This window comes from Microbispora sp. NPDC049125 (genome assembly GCF_040802045.1).
GTDB lineage: Bacteria > Actinomycetota > Actinomycetes > Streptosporangiales > Streptosporangiaceae > Microbispora.
Map to the genome: position 1 here is coordinate 17,160 of NZ_JBEZDW010000043.1, position 20,588 is coordinate 37,747.

The following is a 20,588-nucleotide window of genomic DNA, read 5'->3' on the forward strand; positions in this document are numbered from 1 at the left end:
CGTCCGGCGTACTGCTGCCGCGCGTTGCAATTCACGGCGTGAGCAGACGTATCGCTTCGCGGAGGTGACGCCGAACCGCCTTGATGTAGACAGGGTCGGTGGTGGGGTCGTTGATCCAGTGCACGGCCTGGTCCGTGATCCACTCCGCGACCCAGATGCGATGCCAGCCCAATGCCCACTCCTCGGCGGGCAACCCGCCGCGCGGCGTCAAGGCGTCCCGGGGTCCGCCCGCGGCGACGTACGCCTCGATCAAGCCACGTACGCGGGCGGCGTTCGCGGGGCGCTGGGTGCCGGGCCAGGAGGCCAGGTCGAGTAGACCCGGACCGCTGAACGCGCGAGCGAAGTCCAGCACGCGCCGCCCGGCCCGCCCGATGTGCAGCGAGGAGGGGTGGAACTCTGAGTGGCACAGCCCGAACGGCGTCCGCTCCGCCCCCTGCGCCCGCACCGGCGCCACCTTGTCCAGTGCCGAGAGCATCTGGGCGATGTCGGAGGCCGACCTCCAGCGGCGAACCTGCCGCAGGTCGTCCATGTGCGCTAGCGCGCGCGAGGGCAGCAGCCGTAACTCGTCCACATCAAGGATCGGCAGGATCTCCGCCGGGCGGACCCGGTGCAGCACGACCGCCGCCCGGACCCCATCCTCATCCTCGGCCTCGCGAACCGGCTCACCGAGGTCCTCAAGCAGCATTCCGAGATTCCCGCCACTCACCGCCGAGCCGTACAACTCGGGAACGGGCACACCGTGTACGGCGGCCAGGTTGAGTGCCCGGTCCTCACCGGTGAGTGGCTCGGCGGCGAGCTTGAAGATGGCCGTGTCGCCGTTCGGGAATCGCAGGCGTTCGACCGCCGACAGCGCCCCGGCGCGAATCGGCTCCCGTTCCGGCTCGCCGATGAACCCGGCCCTCCCATACAGCTGCATGCGCAACCGGGCGACAGTCACGCCTTCCGCAACCGGTGGTGCCCCACGCAGCGGCGGTTCGGTTCGTGTCGGGCACAGCGGGGTGCTCATCGTCATTGACGCACACTCCTTCTGATTCGTGCTGGTGGGAACTACCGGGCCTGGCCTGCGAGAAGGGCCAGCCAGAGCTCTACGGCTCGGGCGGATCGGAGCCATTCCGTCTCGCGCACGTTCACGCCATCGCAGGTGCGGACGGTACGGCGAATGAACACCAGCCCGCCGGACACGCACAGCTCGTAGACCGTCGGCTTGCACTCACACGTATGGCGACGGATACGGGCCTGGACGCAACGCGCCGACGGCTCTCTCCACGTGACCTTCTCGCATCTTGCCTGCGGCGGCGCGGCATGAAGACCGTGAAACGGTCCCAGCAGCTCCGCCCCCATCCAGCTGAACGTCTCCCCCAACGGGGCGAGAGCCGTGGCGTGCGCGGATATCACGTGACACTCCTCAAGAACGCGCCGGGTCGAGGGTCGGCAGTCATTCATTCGGGCTGACCAGAGCCCCTGTTGGCTTACAGCTTCAAGCGGAGTGCGCAGAGGAAGTGACACATCATGTGTCACCCGACAAGGACCACGGCTCGCGCCGGGATCACCGCATCCCGCAGGCCGTACGCTGGCACCCGTGGTGGTTTCTGTGGTGTTCGACGTCGGTGAGACGTTGCTGGACGACTCGCGGGAGTTCGGCGCGTGGGCCGACTGGATAGCGGTCCCCAGGCACACCTTCTCCGCGGTGCTCGGTGCGGTCACGGCTCAAGGGCGGGACAACGCCGAGACCTTCCAGTACTTCCGGCCCGGCTTCGACCTCGCCGCGGAACGACGCCTACGGGAGGAGGCCGGCCTCGGCGAACGCATCGAGGAAAGCGACCTCTACCCCGACGTACGCCCCGCGCTGGCCGCGCTCCGGGAGAGCGGCCTGTGGGTGGGCATCGCCGGCAATCAGACGACACGCGCCGCCGAACTGCTGCGCAGCCTGAGGCTGCCAGCGGAGCAGATCGCCACATCCGGCGAGTGGGGGGTAGCCAAGCCCAACCCCCAGTTCTTCAACCACATCATCGAGATAGCTCCCGGCAAGCCCGACGAGATCGTCTACGTAGGCGACCACCGGGACAACGACATCCTCCCCGCCAAGGCCGCGGGACTGCGTACGGCTTTGATCCGCCGCGGACCCTGGGGACACCTCTGGGCAGATGACCCCGCCGTCATCGAGGCGGCCGACTGGCGAGTGGACGCGTTGACCGAGTTGCCCGCGCTCTTGGCCGCCGCGCGCTAAAGCGACCGTTCCTGCTGTCGCCGGCCGATCCGGCGAGGTACCGTGCTGGCGACCACGGAGCGGAGCCGAGATGTCTCTTTCTGAGCATGGTGACACCGGACGGCGCATCGCCGCCGTACGTTCCGGCCGACGGATGAAGCAGGCGCAGCTGGCCGCCGCGGCGAACATCTCCCTCAGCATGCTGCGGAAGATCGAGCAGGGTTCCCGGCGGGTCACGCCCGAGATGCTGGTCGCCATCGCCGAAGCTCTCGGAGTCGACCCCGGGCACCTCTCCGGCACCCCCACCCTGACCGACAGCAGGGTGCACGCGGCCATACCGGAGGTCCGCCGCGTCATCGGCTCGTTCGACCTGCCAGAGGACGGTCCAATTCGGCCGACACGGGATCTGGACGACGCCGTCCGGGATGCGATCGACTGGCGGCTCGCCTCCCAGTACGCCGCTCTCGTGAGGGCCATCCCCACGCTCCTCGAAGAACTCATCCGGGCCGTTCACGCGTACGCCGGTCATGACCGGGAGCGGGCGGCCGGCCAGTTGGCGCTCGCCTATCGCGCAGCGGACGGTGTCGCGTTCAAGTACGGATACCTCGACTTGTCGGCGCGGCTCATCGAGCTGATGCGCTGGGCTGCCGACCAGAGTGGCGACGAGCTGGTGGTCGCCGCGGCGGCCTACGTCCGCACCGAGATCTTCTTCGCCGACCGGAACCTCGGTCCTGCCCTGAGGGCCCTGGAGGCGGCCGCTGCCCGAATCCAGTCCACCGCCACACCCGACTCCGCCGCGGCGTACGGCTCGCTGCATATGAGAGCCGCAGTTGTCGCAGCACGTTCGGGCAAGGCCGGCGCGGCGCGGGATCATCTGCGCGAGGCGAAAGAGGCCGCCGGCCTGGTGCGCGAAGGTGTCTACCACGGCACCGCTTTCGGCCGATCATCCGTGCGTATCCACGAGGTGGCCGTCAACGTCGAGCTCGGAGACGGCGACGCAGCCGTGCGGGCGGCCGGCAACTGGGAGCCACCACTTCAACTGCCCGCCGAGCGGCGCTCGCACTACTACATCGACCTTGCCCGAGCGCAGCTGTGGACCGGCAGACGCGAGGAGGCGTTCACCTCCCTGCAGCACGCCAGGCGAATCGCGCCGCAGCACACGCGTGAGCATCCGCAGGTGCGCGAGATGCTGACGACCCTGCTCAGGCTGCAGCGGGCATCGCGGGACAGCCTGCTCGGCTTTGCGAGCTGGGCACGCGTGATCTGACGACCCGCGCACTGCCACTCTTTGTGTCACTTGGCATGTCGGCCGCCGACCACCCTTGAGTCGCCAACGCGATGAGGGATGGAGCCAGACGTGATCACGGGTGTGCCGGCGCAGGTGAGCGGTTGGGAAACGACGAGTCATTCGCGCGACTATCACGTGCTCGTGAAGGTCTTGCGGCCCGGTTCCGCCGCTCGTCGGGCTCGGGACGTCGTCCGTCAGGTGCTCGAAGCCGCGGGGGTCAACGTTGAAGGCGTGAGCGACGCGGAGAGCGCGGTGGCCGAGCTTGCGGCCAACGCCGAGACCCATGCACGCCGCCCGTACGAGCTGCGCATCGTCACGGTAGAGGGCTCGCCCACATGGTGTGAGGTCGTCGACGGTGACGAGGACCTGGACGGCATCCCCATGATCCTGCGCGAGTTGAGGAGCTCTGACCCGATCGCCTCATGGTCCCAGGAGAGCGGGCGGGGTCTCCTCATGGTTCACAGGCTTTCCGCTGGACACTGCACCGCCTACTCCACCAGGGCGTACACCACCGGAGCCTCCGGAAAGGCCGTCGGCTTCGCACTGCCCGTGAAGGGCGACCTGGATCCGGACTCCCCCGCTCCGCCGGTTCCGCGATACGGCGACAGCTCCCACCTCAGTTAGGGCAGTCCCGTTCCTCCCGCGCAGCCGAGGCAGATGCGACCACGGCACGAAACCCGGGCCTCCACAGAGGCCGGGAGCGGACCGCAGGTCGCCTCGGATCTCGGCTGCGATCGCTCCCTACACCCTGCTCACCCGACGCCCCTGACGGTCATGAAGGGAACCCAACCATGACGATCCTGACTGGTGACAGCGTCACCAAGCTGTTCACGGACGTGGTCAAGCTGGTCAAACAGGGTCAGCACGTAAGCCCGCGTGGCATGGCAACCCGCGAGGTCCTCGACGTCCACCTGGCGCTGACCCGGCCGCGCGCCCGGCTGCTCCTCGCGTCACCGGCCCGGGTGCTCAACGTGGCGTTCGCAGTCGCTGAGACGGTGTGGATCCTGTCCGGCTCCGACGATGAGTGGATCTACGGCTTCAACGGGCAGCTGCGGAAGTACGCCGACGACGGGGTGCTCCGCGGCGCCTACGGCCCCCGCATGCGCCGATGGGGAGGTCACGTCGACCAACTGGCGCAGGTGCTCGCCCTCCTCAAAGCCGACCCAGATTCCCGTCGAGCAGTGATCCAGCTGTACGACCCCGCCCGGGACTCCGCCGGACACCGTGACGTGCCTTGCACGCTCGGTTTCCGCTTCCACCTGCGCCGGGGGCGGCTGCACATGTCCACGACGATGCGCAGTCAGGACCTGTGGACCGGCATGCCGTACGACCTGTTCTTCACCACCACACTGCATGAGCTGATGGCAGGCTGGCTGGGCGTCGAGCTCGGCACTTACCGCCACCACGTCGATTCCCTGCACCTGTACGAGGACGACCTCGAACGCGCGGAGGCGGTGACGTCGGTGGCCGGGTCAAGCGGCGAGCTGCCGGATCTCGCAGTGCCATGGGAGGGGTTCGACGCGCTGCTCGCCGCGGTCCAAGGAGGGGCGGTGAGTGGCCATCCCGGCTGGGACGCCATGGCAAAGGTGCTGGGCAGCTACCGGCTATGGAAGGCCGGAGAGCGTGCGACCGCCCAGCATATCGCCGATCGAGTACGCGGACCGCTCGGGGTCGGGCTCCGTGCCTGGTATGAGGAACTGCAGGTGCGCGCCGGCAGTTCGGCGGCGGCCCGATGAGCCCGCTGACGTCACCGCCCGCTGCGACGTCAACGGTGACACTCGGCCTGTGCTCGTACACCCACGATTCGTCCGCCGCCCTGTTGGTGGGCGGCGAGCTGGTGGGCTTCGTCGAAGAGGAACGCCTGTCGCAGGTCAAGCACACCCGCGCCTACCCGGCCAGAGCTGTGGACTGGTTGCTCGTCGAGGCCGGGCTCACCCCCGACGATGTCGGGGTGCTGGCCTACAACTTTCACGGTCCGCGTTATTTGGGCGCTCTGCCCGGCACTATCGGCATGCTGGGCTCGGCGGCCACGCGCGGGCGGTTGCTGCCCCGAGCGCGCTCCTTCGTCAAGGTCGCCGCGCGCACCGTGCGTCGCACGGTCGCCTTGCAGCGGATGTTCCCGAGCGCACGGATTGCCCCGATCGTTCACCACCGGGCCCATCAGCTCTACGCGTTCGCCGCCTCGGGATGGGAGAGCGCCGCCGTCCTGATCGTCGACAGCCTGGGCGAGACGCAAACCACCACCATCGCCGCCGCCCGGCAACGGGTTCCAGGGCGACCGCAGGTCCGCACCCTGCACGCTCTTCACGATCCTGCCTCGCTCGGCTACGCCTACGGCGCGGTCACCGAACATCTGGGCTGGCGGCGCGGCGATGAGGAAGGCACAGTGATGGCCCTGGCCGCGCTGGGAGATCCGGCACGCTTCCGAAGTCTGTTCGCCACCGGCATTCGGCTCACTCCCGACGGCTTCACTCTGGACCCTTCCCTGTTTCTTCTCCGGGTCCTGTCGTCTGCCTACCCGCGGTTGTCGACGCGTTTCGCCGATGCCACTTGTCCGCCTCGCGACCCGAGCGCGCCGGTAGAGCAGGTCCATCGCGACCTGGCCGCCGCTCTGCAAGAGCGCGCCGACACGGTCATGACGCATCTGGCTCGCTGTGCTCACGCCCGGACTCGGGCTCGGCGGTTGTGTGTCGGCGGGGGCGTGGCGACCAACTGCGTCAGCATCGGCCGCATCATCGAGGCGGGGATCTTCGAGGAGGTGTTCGTCCCGCCCGCCCCGGGCGACGCCGGGACCGCGATCGGCGCGGCAGCCGCCGCGCACCTGGATGGGAACGACACTCCCCTCTCGGGCATCACCAGAGCGTGCTATCTGGGTCCGTCCTTCCGTGACGGCGACCTTGATCTGTCGCCGTGGCCGGGTCTCACCGCCCGGCCGGTGCCAGGCGACGAGGCCGAGTTCCTGGCCGAGCAGCTCGCTGGCGGGTGCATCGTCGGGCTGTTTCGCGGCCGGGTCGAAGCCGGCCCCCGAGCCCTGGGTAACCGCTCCATCCTGGCCTCCCCGCTGCAGCCGGGCGTGGTTGAGCGGCTGAACGCCACGGTCAAGTTCCGTGAGTCGTTCCGGCCATTCGCCCCGATGGTCCTGGCCGAGCGCGCGGCCGACTACTTCACCCTTGGCCAGCAGGCCCCCTTCATGTCCATGGCCTCCGGCGTCACGGAGCTCACCCGCCAGCGGATCCCGGCGATCGTGCACGCCAACGGGACCGCGCGCCTGCAGACCGTCACCCACGACGGCAACCCCTTCATGCATGCGGTGCTGGCAGCCTTCGCTCGCCGTACCGGCGTCCCGGTGCTGATCAATACCTCGCTCAATGTAAAAGGCAAGCCGATCTGCGGCACCCCACCGATGGCTTTGGACTGCCTGGCCTCTTCCGGGCTTGACGCCCTGCTCCTGGAAGGCAGGTGGGTGACCAAATGATCATCGGATACAGCTTCTGGGGCTTCCTCGGCCCGGGAATCACCGACACCCCGGACGGGGGGCGGGGCCACCGGCGCCCGCTGATCGACACACTGATCGCCGACGGGCACCGCGTGGTCTTTCTTCAAGCCGACCGGGATCGACTGGAAGCCGGTGACGGCCTCGGCGGCCGGTACACCTTCACTTCTGGGCTCCCCGACATCGATGTGCTGTTCCTGGAGTGGCGCTGGCCTATCCCCGGCCGCAACACCACCCCTTGCGGGACGCCGCTTCACACCTGCGACCTGCACCGCCAGACCGAACTCCTGGACGTCTATACGATCGTGCGGAACACGCCCACTGTTATCTGGGACAAGGACCGGCAGCTGCCTCGTGGCAGCGTGTGGCGTCACCGCCCCGGGGTCGTCGTGTGCGAACCAGCCCTTGATCCGACGCCGGGCGCACACCGCCTGCTGTTCCCCCTCGATGACGATGCCCTGGACCGCGCCGACCCAGCCGCGCTGGCCGTCCGGCCACGGCCCATACCGTTGGTCTACGTCGGCAACCAGTACGGCCGCGACGAGGAGTTCGACCAGTTCTTCGCTCCGGCCGCCGCCCGGCTCCCTCATGTCATCGCGGGCAAATGGGCGGACACCAGCCGCTGGCCTGGCCTCACCTTCACCGGCCGTGTTCCCTTCCCCAAGGTCCGCGAGCTGTACGGCGATGCGCTGGCCACCGTGTTACTGCTGCCCGAGCGGTACGCGGTGGCCGGGCAGATGACCCAGCGCCTGTTCGAGGCGGTCCTGGCCGGCTGCATGCCGGTGGCCCCTGCGACGATCCGGCATGTCGACCGGTTCGTCCCCGCTCAGCTGATCGTCAGCGACGCTGCCGACACGGTCCGCGTCATCCAATGGCTCCGCTCCATCAGGGGTAACCGGCAGCACGAGGACCTCATCGCGGAGTGCGTGCGCCGCCTGGAGCTGTTCCGGCTCAGCGGCCAGCTCCAGGCGCTGCGCCGAGTCTTCACCGACGTCTCCACGGCCACCACGGCGCAAGCCGGGACGCGCTAATGATCACACCTGACAGGCGCTGCGACCTGTCCGACCCGACCATCCCGTCACCTATCGTGGAGCGTCATGCAGCAGATGAACCGGGTGGCCGTCGTCGGCTCCGGCGGCAGCGGCAAGTCGCATGTCGCCCGCGAGCTGGGTCGGCTGCTCGGCGCGCCGGTGACTCACCTGGACGCCGTGTACTACGACGACGCGTGGAACCCGCTGCCGCCGGAGAAGTTCGAGGCGGCGCAGCGGGAGCTGGTGACCGCGCCCCGCTGGGTAATCGACGGCAACTACAACTCCACCCTGCGGATCCGACTGGACGCGTGCGACACCGTGATCTTCATGGACGTGCCGACCCGGACGGCCCTGTGGGGAATCATCTCCCGCCAGGTCCGCCATGGCGCCGGGCAACACTCCGCCGGGATCTACAACCGCATCCACTGGGGAGTGTTGCGCTACGTGGCGACCTATCGTCGGCGCATGCGCCCGCAGGTCCTGGAGAAGATCAGCCACTACGGCGGGCACGCCGCCTTGATCACCTTGACCAGTCGTCGTCGCACTCGCCGCTGGCTGCAGCAGGTCGCCGCCGAGCTGACCTGACCCGCTCGGCCAGCTGGCCGGCGGGCCCTGGGCGGTGTGCCCGATGACTGCCTCTCCCCACCCGTTCCTCGATGCCGCCGTGCAGGCCGACCTGTATCGGGACGGCGCCCGTCTGGCTGCGCGCACCTCTGCCCTGCACCAGGCCAAGACGTGCGGCCGGCCGGTCGCCGACGTCATCGCCGACCTGGTGATCCGGTTCCTGCCTGAGCCGCACAGGGCGGTGGTGGCCGACCTCGGCTGCGGTCGCGGCACCAGCAGTCGGGTACTCGTCGAGCGGGTGCGACTGCGACGGCTCATCGCCGTCGACGCCTCGGCGGCGATGCTCACCGTCGCACGCTCCCGCCTCGGCGCGCGGAGCCCGGCGGCGTTCGTCCAGGCCGACTTCCACCATCTGCCGTTGCCGGACGCATCCTGCGCGGCGGTAGTGGCTGCCTTCTGCCTGTACCACGCGCCCGCCCCCCGGCTGGTGCTGCGGGAGATCGCCCGCGTCCTGAAGCCCGGCGGCGTCACTGTGCTGGTCACCAAATCGACTGACAGCTACCGAACCCTCGACTTGCTGGTCGCCGCGGCCAGGCTCGACGTGCACGCGGCTGAGCGGGTCAGTCTCTACGCGTCGGCGCACAGCGGCAACCTGGCCGCCCTCACCGCCCCCATCCTGCCGCTCATCCATGTGGAGCATGAGGAGCACCGCTTCTCCTTCACCGGCCTGGACCACGTCGCCGCGTACCTGGCCACCAGCCCGAAGTACGACCTGCCGGCCGGGCTGCGCGGAGATGCGGCTGCCCTCGCCGCTGCGCTGCGCGCACGGCTGCCCGATACCCCTGTGCACACCACCTCGACCATCACGTATCTGGTCGCCGCCCGCCCGGGGAGCACACGATGACCAGCCAAAGGGTGTTCACCAAGGAATACCCCTCAGCGTCCGCCTGTGCCCGAGCTGTCGCTCACCACGCCTGGCTGGCCGAGCATGCCCCTCCGCTGCGCCAGCCCGCCATCGCGGCCGTACGGGAGCACGCGATCGACTTCGTCTTCGTCGACGGCCGCCATGCCGAAGTCGGGGACCTGCCCGCGCTGGCCGCCGCGCTCGGTTGGGCCCACGCTGCGGCTTGGGTGAGCGACCTGCATCGCGCCCGTCTGGACACCCCGCATCCAATAGACCTTCGCGGGACGTACGTCATGGATGACTTTGTCAGCCCCCGCCTGGCAGCCCTGAAGACGCGGCAGCTGCCGGAAGCTGCGGCCCCGGCCGCCGAACGCTTGCTGCGCGCGGCGGCCACCGGCCCAGCCGCCTTCTACAAGGACACCAACCCGCGCAACATCCTCATCACCCTGACCGGGCTGCAGGTCAACGTCGATGTCGACGACCTCACACTCGCCCCGTTCGGCTACGACCTCGCGAAACTCATCATCACTCTCGCCATGACCCACGGCCAGCTCCCGGCGGACGTGGTGACCTCGGCGCTCGCGGCCTACAACGACATGCTGCTCCGCTCCAGCCTGGCCGGGGTGCCACTGGCCCGGCTGCTGGACTACGCCGAGCTGCACCACGTGTTCACCGCCCCTTACCTCGGTCGCGGCGGCTATCGCTATCCCTGGCCACAGGTGCGCCCCACCCTTCCCTTTCACGAACAGGAGGACTGCTCGTGATCACCACGGAACTGGTGTTCGTCCGGCATGGTGAGGCGCGGTGCAACGCCGCCGGCATTGTCGGTGGTCCGCGCACCTGCACCGGCCTGACCGACGTCGGCCACGAGCAGGTGGGCAAGGCCGCACGTCGTCTTGCCGCCGAGCATGGCGGCACACCCTTCGCCGCGGTGTATGCCGGCCCCCGGATGCGGCTACAACAGACCGGGCAGCTCCTGGCCGCGGCCCTGGGTCTTCCATTGCTGACCGAGGCCGGTCTCGACGGCCCCGCCCATGGCCAAGCAGACGGCCGTCCGTGGGTGGAGGTCAAGACCGCCTTCGGCGGCGGCCCGCACGTGCACCCCGACCGGCCGTGGGCGTCGGGGTCCGACACCTGGAACGGCTACCTGCGGCGCGCTACGTACTTCCTGGCTGTCCTGATCGACCGGCACGACGGCGAGCGGGTCCTGCTCGCAGCGCACGGCGAGACCATCCTGGCCGCGCACGCCCTACTCCTCGGCCCCGCCTCTGAGGCCGGGTTCACGATCGAGCACGCCTCGTTGACACGCTGGCAGCGGCACCGCAACCGTTTCGGCCGGCATCGCTGGATGCTGGAGCGCCACAACGACACCGCCCACCTCATGCCCTCCGCGAGCTCGTGATGGCGGCGCCACACGACGCTCGCCTGCAGTTCGCACGTCGCCACCTCGGGCCGGTCACCATCCAGCCCTCCCCAGATATGCCGCCGCACCTGCTGCTGCTCGCCGACGCCAGCGGCACACGCTATCTGATCAAGCAGCATCGTGATCCCGGCCGGTTCGAACGAGAGGCCCGCGCCTACACCACCTGGATTACCTATCTGGGCGACCGAGCACCGCAGCTGATCGCCACCGACCCGGCGACTCTGTCGCTGCTGCTGACCGAGGTGCCCGGACGCAACGCCGCCCTCCTGCCACCGGGCTCTATCGCCGAACGGCGGGCGCACCATGCCGCCGGTGCGATGCTGCGTCAGATCCACCAGATCCCGACCGTCGCGGCGGGTACGACCATCGCGGCCTACTTGGGACAGCGGCTGAGTCTCTGGGCCGATCGCGCCCACAGCACGAACCTGATCAGTTCTTGTCAGCGAAGCGAGATGGAGGCCCGCGCGACCGCACTGGCCGACACCACTATGGACGCCGCCATCTGCCACCTGGACTACCAGCCACGTAACTGGCTCCTGGCCGACGACGGCACGGTGAGAATCGTCGACTTCGAGCACATGCGGCCCGACGCCCGCCTGCGTGATCTGGCCCGCCTTGCCCACAGCTACTGGGCCACCGCGCCCGACCTACGCGCGGTGTTCCTCGACGGCTACGGCCACCCGCTGACCGCCCACGACGACCAGCTGATCCAGCAGTTCGCCGCCATCGAAGCTCTCACCGCTCTCGTACAAGGCCACCAGCGCGACGACGCGCAACTCACCAGCCACGGCCGTCTACTGCTCGCACAACTCCACTGACCACTGGAGATCACATTGTCCGAAACCTCGTGCCCTGCGGACCGCCACTCCCCGCCGCTCCGCCGGGCGGTGGTCACCGGCGTCGCCGGATTCATCGGATCCCACCTTGCTCAGGCACTGCTGGAACGCGGCGTCACCGTGATCGGCGTCGACCGCCGCAATGCGGAAACCGACCGCTCCGCGGCCGTCAACCTGACCGCCCTTCATCGGCATCCCAGCTTCGTCCCGATCACAGCCGACCTGCGCAACTGCGCCGTCGAACCGCTCCTACTGGACGCCGACGCCGTGTTCCACCTGGCCGGTGTCCCTGGCGTCCGTCCCTCGTGGGGCCCGCAGTTCGGCGACTACGTCGCCTGCAACATCCTCGCCACTCAACGAATCATGCAGGCCGCCACTCGGCTGGGGGTACCCCGACTGGTCGTCGCCTCTTCGTCCAGCGTCTACGGGCCCACTGACGGCACGCCGAGCAGGGAAAGCGATCCGGTCCGGCCCGCCTCACCGTACGCGGTGACCAAACTCGCCGAGGAACAGCTGTGCCTGGCGCACGCCGCCCGGCCGGACTGCTCCACCACCGTCGTGGCCTTGCGATACTTCACCGTCTTCGGACCACGCCAGCGCGAGGACATGGCCATCCATCGCATCCTGACCGCCGCCGTCGAAGGCCGGACTGTTCATCTCTATGGAGATGGCAGCCAGCGACGCGACTTCACCTACGTCCTCGACGCCGTCGCCGCGACGATCACCGCCGCGACAGCCCCCATCAGCAGCGGCGTGATCAATGTCGGCGCCGGCACCACCTTCTCCTTGCTCGACGTCGTCGACCACGCGCGCCGCCTCACCGGACGACCAGTGATCAAAGAGCTGTGCGCCACCCACAGTGGTGATGTCCCCGCTACATGCGCCGACCCGACGACGGCGCGGAGTCTGCTCGGTTGGACTCCATCGGTGGATCTGGCCACCGGAATGGCCAGGCAGCTGGAATCACTCACGGCGGCGCACCAGAATGCCATGGTCTGACGGCCGCCCCGCATCGCACGACGGCATGGCGGTCGTCGACGCTGAGGGCTCCACCCCTGCCGCCCATGGTCGGTAGCGTCAGACGACACGAAGAGCCGCAAAACGATCTGCCGACTCGTCGTGCACATGGCGATCGATGAAAGGACTTCGACACGATGACCCAGCTCGGCGACTACGGCCTCCCTGGATCGCTTACCCGCGTGCTGGCCGATGTGGCCGCCGAACGGGCCGCACAGGACACTATGTGGGGGCTGCAAGAGCACATTGACGGAACCGGGCCCGAGCGCTCCGCCGAGGCCGACCAGGCCAAACGCGCGGTAGCCGACGCCGCCGCCGACGGCCGGCTGACCTGGCGACACATCCTGCACGAAGAGGTCCTGGAGGCGTTCGCCGAAGACAATCACGAACGCCTGCGGAACGAACTGATCCAGGTAGCAGCGGTCGCGGTCAAGTGGGTCCAGTCCCTGGACCGGCGAGCCCTCATCCCCCAAGAGCAATAGCGTTCGAGACCTCTGCGCACCTCCGCACTCACCAAAAGTCTCCACCCGCTTCGCGGTCGGGCTCGGTTGGGGCATCGTCGCGCTCGGGCTCCCCGCGGTCCTGCGGACTATCTAGCAGGCTAGCGATCCACGCTCAACAGCAAACTCGCTCAGTGGCGATATGTGAGGATGCCGTGCCGCCCGCCCACCCCGTCTATCTGGTTGATCACGGGTAATCCCGCAGACCAGAGGCCTTTACATTGTAGATCATCGGTGCGGCGGTCACTATCCGGACCGCCAGATCAGATTTCGCAACCAGCCGGAGTCAAAGTTGCTTTCAGGCAACACAGAATACATCTTCACAGGATGACCGTTTGTATGGTTTTGTAACCTCCGAAACAGGCGACATTATTGGAGTTCCTACTCGTCCGCTCGCGCGCCCTATACCCTTCGCAAGTCACGTTTTCAGAGGAGTGTCAGAGGGGAGCCGGTGTGCCATTGTCGTGGGGCGACCTCCCAGTCGGGAGGGTGCTCCGCCTTGCCGGAGTCGATTCCATCATTGACGCCAATGTGATGGAATTGTTATTGGATCCCTTACCCGAGACCGGCCCCGCCATCATCACCTACACTGCGGCTGAAGGTGATTCGGTCTTAGAGGTGGTGGACTCCATTCTCTACGATCTGGAAATACTGGCCATTGGACTTTTCCCAGCCTGGTTACCCGGAGGCGATCGGCTCTCCAGCCCCGGCGGTGGCGGAATGGCGGCGGCGAGGATCCTTGCGATGCGCCTTGCTTCAAGCACCCGTCATTTCGGACCGTTCCTGGCCGACCTTGCCGCCCGGGCCATCCAGCACCGCGGCCCATTGGTTCCTGGGCGGCGCGGTCCAAAGGGACGATCGTTCCCTGCGGAGTCACGGGCCGCTGGTCTGGCTCAGGTCATCGCCTCCACGTTCGGCCGCGAATCGGCGGCGCTGGTCATCTATGTGCCGGAGAAGCTGACCTCTCATGGAGAGACGCTCCTGGTTGCCGGGTGCGAATGGCTGGCGCACCGGAGCGGCATGGGGATCTGGCTCGTCGGCCCCGAACTGCGCCGCGTCGAAACTCTCCATCTGAAGGTGCCCGCAGCGGTAAAGAGACTGGCCGAAGAGATGCCGGCACCGCCACTCCCCGCGACGGTGGGAGTGCCGCCGATCGCCGGAAGGCCGCACGCGGGAAGCGCGGTGGAGCAGGCGCTGGAGGCCGCCCTGGCGGAATGTGACTGGGCTCATGGCCGGACCTGGAATCAGACGTATCAGTCCCAAGATCCTTTATTCGTCATGATTCGCACTGACCTGATGTGGGTCCGGGAGAAGTGCGTCGTAGAACTCGACGGGCCGGAACACGCGACGTACGCCCAAATGGAGCGTGACCAAATTCGTGACCGGCACCTGGAACGTGACGGGTTCACGGTGTTGCGATTCACCAACCAGCAGGTAATGGGCGACCTACAGGCGATTTTGCGCCGCATCGATGGATTTCTCCGGGCGCGACGCCTCGGAATGAGCGAAGGAGCAGACTGATGTCCGAAGAAAGACTCACGTACCGGCAGGTCGCAGCTCTGCTCGTGCTAAGGGAGCTCGGAACCGCGTTGCCTCACAAGAATCTGAAGGATGAATGGGGTTTGGAGCTCGATGTCAAGAACCGCGCGGCCCTCGTCGACGCGAAGTTGATCGAGTCGGAAATCAAAGCCAAGCGAGCTCTGTGGTACACGATCACACCGGCTGGTGAAGAGCGCGTGATCGAGGAGGTACGCAAGGGAGTCGCAGTGTCTTCCCGCTCGGGCAAGGCGCTGGCTCTTCTGTATCTACGGTCCCTCTTAGCGCCCAAAGCAGCGATCTCAGCCGTCGAGGAACCCGTTCAGACACCGGTGAAGACGATGTCGCCGGAGGAAGTGGAAATCCGGATTCGCGATGCCTATGCGAAGATCACTCCCGGAGCTGGCCGGTGGGCCGCGATGACCAAGCTACGCCCCCTCTTGGCCGACATCGATCGGGATTTCCAGGACGACGTTCTGCGCACCATGATGCTGGCGGGGCGTGCGGACATCGAGCCCGTTGCGATTCTGGGTGACCTGAGGCCCGAGGACCACGCTGCCGCGATCATCATTGGCAGCACGCCCAACCATCAGTTCCGCGTCGGAGCGTGACGATGGTTACCGAATGGTACGCGCTGGATAGCCTCAAGATCGTCTCGACCGTCAATGCCAGTGAGGATGTCTGGCAGCCCGTTCCGTTCCACGTGCCCGAGATGCACCCGGCGGCTTCCTACGCTCTTCGCTCGGGACTGGATGCCGCCGCCGACTCTCCCGCGACCAGCCCCATCGGGGTGGTCCTTGAGGGTGGCGCCGGAAGCGGAAAGACGCACCTGATGAGCTGGCTGCGTGAGCAGGCCATCCAGCGCGATGGCTACTTCTTCCTCATGGGCATTCTCGACGCCCGCAACTTCTGGGAAAGCGCCGTCGTGTCCATCCAGGACGGGCTGGCTCGGGTGGGCACAGACGAGGAGACCCAGCTCAAGCGGTTTCTTCGCAATCTGACGGGCCTAATGCAGCTCCCGCGGAAGACTCAGCAGACGATTATCGGTAACCAGATGGTCACCCGCGAAGATCTCGATCAGTTCATCGAGGGCCTGTGCAGAATCGATCGCCGGGTTGGCAGAGATGCGCAAGACGTCGCTCGGGCTCTGGTGCTCCTGGCGGCCAATGACGGTGCCCTGGCGGACATCGGCGAGTCCTACATCTACTCAATCGAGGATGGTGAGAGCTACCGGCTGGGGTGGGGGTTCCGACAGGTCCGCAAATCTCCACAGGAGATCGTCCGTGACATCTCCCGACTGCTGGCGTTGACTGGCCCGAGCGTCATGGCCTTCGACCAACTCGACGCGTTCATCGCGCAGAGCAGCCTCTTCGCCGAGAACAGCTCCAACAGTCCGGCGACCTCGGCGGTTCTTCAGTTCGCTCATGGGCTGACCAATCTCCGCGAGGTGTCCAGCCGAACCCTGACGGTTCTCTCCTGCTTGCCGGAGACGTGGACGATTCTTGAGGAGCTGGCTGTCAAAAGTTTCAAGGACCGCTTTCGGAAGGCCACGTTCCTTCGGCGCATCCCGACTCCTGAGTTGGGGGCGGAACTCGTCACCGTGCGGCTCGCGGAGCACTTCAAGGACATTGGCTTTGACCGGCCATATCCAACGTGGCCGATCAAGTTGGAGGCCTTCGCGCAGGCCCCCTTTTACACTCCGCGTGAGGTATTGGACTGTCTCTATAAGCATATCCAGAAGTGTTTGCTCCAGCGAGGCGAAATCACTGAGCTGGACAGCCTCGACGCGTCCTCGGACGTGGACGATGGTTTTAGAAAGCATGATCCCAAGGAGGAAGCGCTTCAGGCGATCGATATCAAGTTCGCGATGCTGGCCGATTCGGCCGACATCAGTGGAGCGCTGGATACCGAACTGGAGGACACGGTTCTTCCTGGCCTGATTTCGGCGGGCCTCCGGGCCTGGATCGTGGAGCAACACGGGACGTTCGCGCACTACCGGGTCGACCCGCCGATGGGCCGGAAGACCTCTCTTCACGCCGGTCTCAAGCAAGTCCTGAACGAGGCGACTGAAGATGAGATCCACTGGGCGTTCCGCGGCATCGCCGCCACGCACCATCTCGCGGCGTTGACTCGGCTTCGGAAGGCGGCCCTCAAAGCCGGTCTCGCGGAGGAGAGTCCCAAGCGTCGGTTGATCATCATCCGGAACATTCCGTGGAACTCCGGACCGGTCACCCAGAAAGCAGTTGCCGGCTTCCACGCCAGGGGCGGCCGCGTGATCGCGGCCGGCCATGAGGACCTCAAGGTGCTGTGCGCCCTGCGGGATCTCTTCGCGGAGAGCGTCCCTCACCTCGACCAGTGGATCGCCAGCAGGAAACCCACCGCCGACCTCAAGCTGTTAAAGGACGCTTTAGACGATTGGCCGGACCCAACTGCTGCGCAGGAACCTCGTGCCCCAAAAGCCCCTGAGGGGCCGCTCGCGCAGGCGAAGCCTCTGCCGACTCACGAGACCGGTACCTCGGACGACTCTCCGGAAAGCCGGCCGGTCGGGGTGCCAACGCTGATCGTAGGGCGCTCAGAAGACGGTGGGCATCCAGTCTCCGTAGAGTTGGAAGCGCTTCGTAAGCACGTCGCGATCTTCGCAGGATCCGGCTCGGGGAAAACCGTTCTGATCAGACGAATCATCGAAGAGTGCGCGCTGCAGGGCGTGTCCTCGATCGTGCTCGATCCGAACAACGACCTCGCCCGTCTCGGCGACGCATGGCCGGAGGAGCCTTCCGCCTGGGGCCCGGGTGACGGGAGCCGGGCGGCTCGCTACATCGCGCACACCGATGTCGTGATCTGGACACCACGCAGAGGGAAGGGTCGTCCGTTGGCCTTCCAGCCGTTGCCCGACTTCTCCAGCGTCCGGGACGACGCCGACGAGTTCGACGAAGCCGTTCACGCCGCCATGGCGGCGCTCACCCCACGGGCGAAGGCGGAAGGCGGCAGCAGCAAATCCCAAGTCGCTCGGGCGGTGCTCATGGAGGCGGTTGTCCACTTCGGCAAGTACAAGAACGGCGGTCTCGACGGGCTGATCAGCCTGCTCGCGGACTTCCCCGAAGACATCAGTCAGATCAGCGGAGCGGCGAAGATCGCGGATGGGCTTGCCCAGGTGCTCCGGGCTGCTGTCGTGACCGATCCACTGTTCGGAGGAGAAGGTGAGCCAGTCGATCCAGGGCGCCTTCTCACTCCGGCCGCAGGAAAGCAGGCCCGGGTTTCGGTCATCAGCTTCGTGGGGCTACAGAGTGACTCCGAGCGGCAGTCCTTCGTGAACCAGTTGCAGATGGCGCTGTTCGCCTGGATCAAGAAGAACCCCGCCGGTGACCTGCCCCTCGGTGGACTCTTCGTCATGGACGAAGCGCAGACCTTCGCCCCCTCAGGCGCTATGACCGCGTGCACGCAGAGCACACTCGCGTTGGCTTCCCAGGCCCGGAAATACGGGCTCGGGCTGGTGTTCGCGACCCAGGCACCTAAGGGCCTGCACAACCGGATCCCAGGCAACGCCGCGACACAGTTCTACGGCCTGCTCAATGCGGATGTACAGATTGAGGCCGCGAAGGCGATGGCCCGCGTCAAAGGCGGCAGGGCCGATGACATCGGTTCGCTTCGCAGCGGCCAGTTCTACGTCGCACCCGAAGGCGCGAGGTTTACGAAGGTGCGTACACCTCTGTGTCTGACCTATCACCCCAGGGCGCCGCTGACGACCGAGGAGGTCATCGCCCGAGCGAGCCGATGATCTTTCAGGTCAGCCGTACTCGTCCGGAGTGTCATCGCCGCTCGCAAACGGGTCTGATGCCGATTTCGTGATGGATTCACTGCTCGTGATCTTGGGGGCTGCCGGTCAGGCGATCCAGGTGGTGTGATCTTGTTGCTGGCGTTTCGGGGGTCCAGGCGTGAGCGTCGGCTGGAGCCGTGACGATGGTCGCACCCTGAGCCATCGGAGCCGAGGGATTCAATATCGTCCAATACCCAACGCCCGGGGCGTCGCCGAGAAGAAGTCCTCATACAGGGTCCTGCGACGGCCCGGGAAGAGGTCACGCTTCTTCTGCTTGATCCCGGCCGCGTTCGAGGCGGGCGGCGCTGATGATGAAGTCGGCCACGAGCTGGCGGCCGCCGTCGGACATCTCTACCAAGGCTCGCAGCGCCTCGCGGTTGAGACCTGCCTCGCCAACCAGGGACGAAGCAGCTACCTGGGCGGCGGTCGCTTCCGCCTCATCGTCGTCGCCGAAGTAACCGATCGGGATGCCGAAGAAGCTCGCCAGCGCCTTCAGTGTCTTAAGCTGCGGGTTGTCTGATCGCCCCGTCCGTAGCTTCCAGATCGTGGTGGACGACAGCTCCTCCCCCGTCGCCTCCGAGATCGCCGCCGCCGCCTCCACATTGTTCTTCGGTGGCCTGCTGCCCGCCGGCCAGCGGTTCTGGATCAACCACTCGATCTTGGCCGCGAGAGACCTGGTGCTGTTCGCCGTGCCCGGATCGTCAGCCACTGCCCCTCACATCAACTTTGAGAGACACAGACCGCTCTTCATCGCTTTTAGTTGACAGACGGTTACGCAGAGTGCCTATCCTGCTCTCGTCATCAACTTTAGTTGATGACCACCGTCTGTCCACGCCCGAAGGTTACCGATGCCAGCCACACCGACGCGAGCACCCGACGAAACCAAAGCTCGCCACGAACGACTCGTCCGCCTCGGCCTGGAAGTCAGCCGTCGCCACTGCCTGGCCCGGCTGATTCGCCGCCACAACGGCCAGTGGGCCCTCACCGTCGGCCGCGAGACCGTGTACTGCGCCGGCGCCGAAGGCGTCTACGCCTACGTCACCCGCAACGGCCTCATCCTCTCCCCCGCCGACGACGAAGGCATCGCCCAAGCGGCCTCCCGTCTCGCCGGAGGTGCCGCCCGGTGACCCGCAACCTAACCCTCGCCATCACCCTGGCCACCTGCCTCGTCGCACCACTCGTGGCGGCCCTGGCCGTACTCGGGGGCATCGGCTCCTTCGCCACCCTTCGCCATCTCGCCCAGCCCTGGTTCGGCCCACACGCCTGGATCGTGCCCCTCGGCATCGACGTCGGGGTCCTCGCCCTGCTGGCGTGGGACCTCCTCATGGAGTTCGCCGACCTGTCCTGGCCAATCCTGCGATGGATCGCCTGGGCGTTCATCACCGCCACCGTCGTACTCAACGTGGCCGCCGCACACGGCAACCCCATCGCCGGCCTCATGCACGCCTCGATGCCCATCCTCTTCGTCACCGTCATCGAAGGCATCCGCCACCTCATCCGCCGCTGGGTCGGCCTGACCACCGGATCACGGCGTGAACGAGTTCCACTGTCGCGCTGGATCCTCGCCCCGATCTCAAGCTTCATGCTCTGGCGGCGCATGGTGCTGTGGAACGTCACCAGTTACCCCCGCGGCCTCCAGCTCGAATACCTGCACCTCCAGACGATCTCCGAGCTGCATCAGGCGCACGGCCGGTGGCTGTGGCGCTGGAAGGCCCCCCTATCCGAACGCGTCGCCGTACGACTCCAACTCGCCGGCGCGGCCTTCCCCGCCCCCGCGCTCACCCAGCAAGACGCCGACGACCAGCTCCTCCAGGCCGCCCAAGCCATCGTCTCCCAGGCCGAGCAGCGCGGCGTACGGCTCAGCCAGATGGACCTCGCCGCCCAGCTCCGCGCCCAAGGCCACCGCATCGCCAACGAGCGGCTGCGCTGGCTGTCCACCACCATCGGCCTGCGCCGCGAGCCCGTGTAGGGAGACC

Annotated in this window: 20 protein-coding genes; 18 read left to right on the forward strand and 2 right to left on the reverse strand. The window is 67.1% G+C overall.

Features of this window, described 5'->3' with window-relative positions; translation table 11 throughout:
* Positions 1 to 31: 31 nt before the first annotated feature.
* Positions 32 to 922, reverse strand: coding sequence for a phosphotransferase family protein (locus AB0B72_RS34160; RefSeq protein WP_367743516.1), 891 nt, complete (start codon positions 920 to 922; stop codon positions 32 to 34).
* Between the two features lie 657 nt (positions 923 to 1,579).
* Between AB0B72_RS34160 and AB0B72_RS34165 the strand changes: the two genes are divergently transcribed.
* The 16 genes from AB0B72_RS34165 (at position 1,580) to AB0B72_RS34240 (ending at position 18,573) form a co-directional block, all read left to right on the forward strand.
* Positions 1,580 to 2,227: an HAD family hydrolase gene (locus tag AB0B72_RS34165; RefSeq protein ID WP_367743517.1), complete on the forward strand. Its 648-nt coding sequence runs from the start codon at positions 1,580 to 1,582 to the stop codon at positions 2,225 to 2,227.
* A 70-nt stretch (positions 2,228 to 2,297) separates the two neighbouring features.
* Complete coding sequence (locus tag AB0B72_RS34170; protein ID WP_367743518.1) at positions 2,298 to 3,473, forward strand: helix-turn-helix domain-containing protein; 1,176 nt, start codon at positions 2,298 to 2,300, stop codon at positions 3,471 to 3,473.
* A gap of 78 nt (positions 3,474 to 3,551) precedes the next feature.
* A complete protein-coding gene (locus AB0B72_RS34175; RefSeq protein WP_367743519.1) occupies positions 3,552 to 4,118 on the forward strand; it encodes an ATP-binding protein in 567 nt (188 codons plus the stop codon).
* 167 nt (positions 4,119 to 4,285) lie between these two features.
* Entirely contained in the window at positions 4,286 to 5,230 is a 945-nt protein-coding gene (locus AB0B72_RS34180; RefSeq protein ID WP_367743521.1) for a thymidylate synthase, read from the forward strand.
* Positions 5,227 to 6,969, forward strand: a complete 1,743-nt coding sequence (locus AB0B72_RS34185; RefSeq protein ID WP_367743522.1) for a carbamoyltransferase — start codon at positions 5,227 to 5,229, stop codon at positions 6,967 to 6,969. The genes AB0B72_RS34180 and AB0B72_RS34185 overlap by 4 nt, the downstream gene beginning before the upstream one ends.
* Positions 6,966 to 8,018: a hypothetical protein gene (locus AB0B72_RS34190; protein WP_367743523.1), complete on the forward strand. Its 1,053-nt coding sequence runs from the start codon at positions 6,966 to 6,968 to the stop codon at positions 8,016 to 8,018. The genes AB0B72_RS34185 and AB0B72_RS34190 overlap by 4 nt, the downstream gene beginning before the upstream one ends.
* Before the next feature lie 66 nt (positions 8,019 to 8,084).
* The gene (locus AB0B72_RS34195) at positions 8,085 to 8,603 is read left to right on the forward strand and encodes a topology modulation protein (protein WP_367743524.1); all 519 of its coding nucleotides are present in this window, start codon (positions 8,085 to 8,087) and stop codon (positions 8,601 to 8,603) included.
* Between the two features lie 43 nt (positions 8,604 to 8,646).
* Complete coding sequence (locus AB0B72_RS34200) at positions 8,647 to 9,486, forward strand: class I SAM-dependent methyltransferase (RefSeq protein ID WP_367743526.1); 840 nt, start codon at positions 8,647 to 8,649, stop codon at positions 9,484 to 9,486.
* On the forward strand, positions 9,483 to 10,250 hold the full coding sequence (locus tag AB0B72_RS34205) for a hypothetical protein (RefSeq protein WP_367743528.1): 768 nt from the start codon (positions 9,483 to 9,485) through the stop codon (positions 10,248 to 10,250). The genes AB0B72_RS34200 and AB0B72_RS34205 overlap by 4 nt, the downstream gene beginning before the upstream one ends.
* Positions 10,247 to 10,888, forward strand: coding sequence for a histidine phosphatase family protein (locus AB0B72_RS34210; protein WP_367743530.1), 642 nt, complete (start codon positions 10,247 to 10,249; stop codon positions 10,886 to 10,888). Before AB0B72_RS34205 ends, AB0B72_RS34210 begins: the two co-directional genes overlap by 4 nt.
* Complete coding sequence (locus AB0B72_RS34215) at positions 10,888 to 11,727, forward strand: phosphotransferase (RefSeq protein WP_367743531.1); 840 nt, start codon at positions 10,888 to 10,890, stop codon at positions 11,725 to 11,727. Before AB0B72_RS34210 ends, AB0B72_RS34215 begins: the two co-directional genes overlap by 1 nt.
* Before the next feature lie 69 nt (positions 11,728 to 11,796).
* Positions 11,797 to 12,744 carry an NAD-dependent epimerase/dehydratase family protein gene (locus AB0B72_RS34220; RefSeq protein WP_367743533.1) on the forward strand — a complete coding sequence of 316 codons (948 nt, stop codon included), beginning with the start codon at positions 11,797 to 11,799 and terminating at the stop codon, positions 12,742 to 12,744.
* 155 nt (positions 12,745 to 12,899) lie between these two features.
* Complete coding sequence (locus tag AB0B72_RS34225; RefSeq protein ID WP_367743535.1) at positions 12,900 to 13,244, forward strand: hypothetical protein; 345 nt, start codon at positions 12,900 to 12,902, stop codon at positions 13,242 to 13,244.
* A 507-nt stretch (positions 13,245 to 13,751) separates the two neighbouring features.
* Positions 13,752 to 14,783 carry an endonuclease domain-containing protein gene (locus AB0B72_RS34230; protein WP_367743536.1) on the forward strand — a complete coding sequence of 344 codons (1,032 nt, stop codon included), beginning with the start codon at positions 13,752 to 13,754 and terminating at the stop codon, positions 14,781 to 14,783.
* On the forward strand, positions 14,783 to 15,409 hold the full coding sequence (locus AB0B72_RS34235; protein WP_367743538.1) for a hypothetical protein: 627 nt from the start codon (positions 14,783 to 14,785) through the stop codon (positions 15,407 to 15,409). Before AB0B72_RS34230 ends, AB0B72_RS34235 begins: the two co-directional genes overlap by 1 nt.
* Before the next feature lie 2 nt (positions 15,410 to 15,411).
* Positions 15,412 to 18,573 (forward strand): ATP-binding protein, encoded by a 3,162-nt coding sequence (locus AB0B72_RS34240; RefSeq protein ID WP_367743582.1) that lies wholly within the window; start codon positions 15,412 to 15,414, stop codon positions 18,571 to 18,573.
* Between the two features lie 298 nt (positions 18,574 to 18,871).
* Here the strand turns inward: AB0B72_RS34240 and AB0B72_RS34245 are convergent, their stop codons facing one another.
* On the reverse strand, positions 18,872 to 19,321 hold the full coding sequence (locus AB0B72_RS34245) for a hypothetical protein (protein ID WP_367743540.1): 450 nt from the start codon (positions 19,319 to 19,321) through the stop codon (positions 18,872 to 18,874).
* A 139-nt stretch (positions 19,322 to 19,460) separates the two neighbouring features.
* Between AB0B72_RS34245 and AB0B72_RS34250 the strand changes: the two genes are divergently transcribed.
* The gene (locus AB0B72_RS34250) at positions 19,461 to 19,739 is read left to right on the forward strand and encodes a hypothetical protein (protein ID WP_367743541.1); all 279 of its coding nucleotides are present in this window, start codon (positions 19,461 to 19,463) and stop codon (positions 19,737 to 19,739) included.
* On the forward strand, positions 19,736 to 20,581 hold the full coding sequence (locus AB0B72_RS34255) for a DUF2637 domain-containing protein (protein ID WP_367743543.1): 846 nt from the start codon (positions 19,736 to 19,738) through the stop codon (positions 20,579 to 20,581). Before AB0B72_RS34250 ends, AB0B72_RS34255 begins: the two co-directional genes overlap by 4 nt.
* Positions 20,582 to 20,588 lie beyond the last annotated feature (7 nt).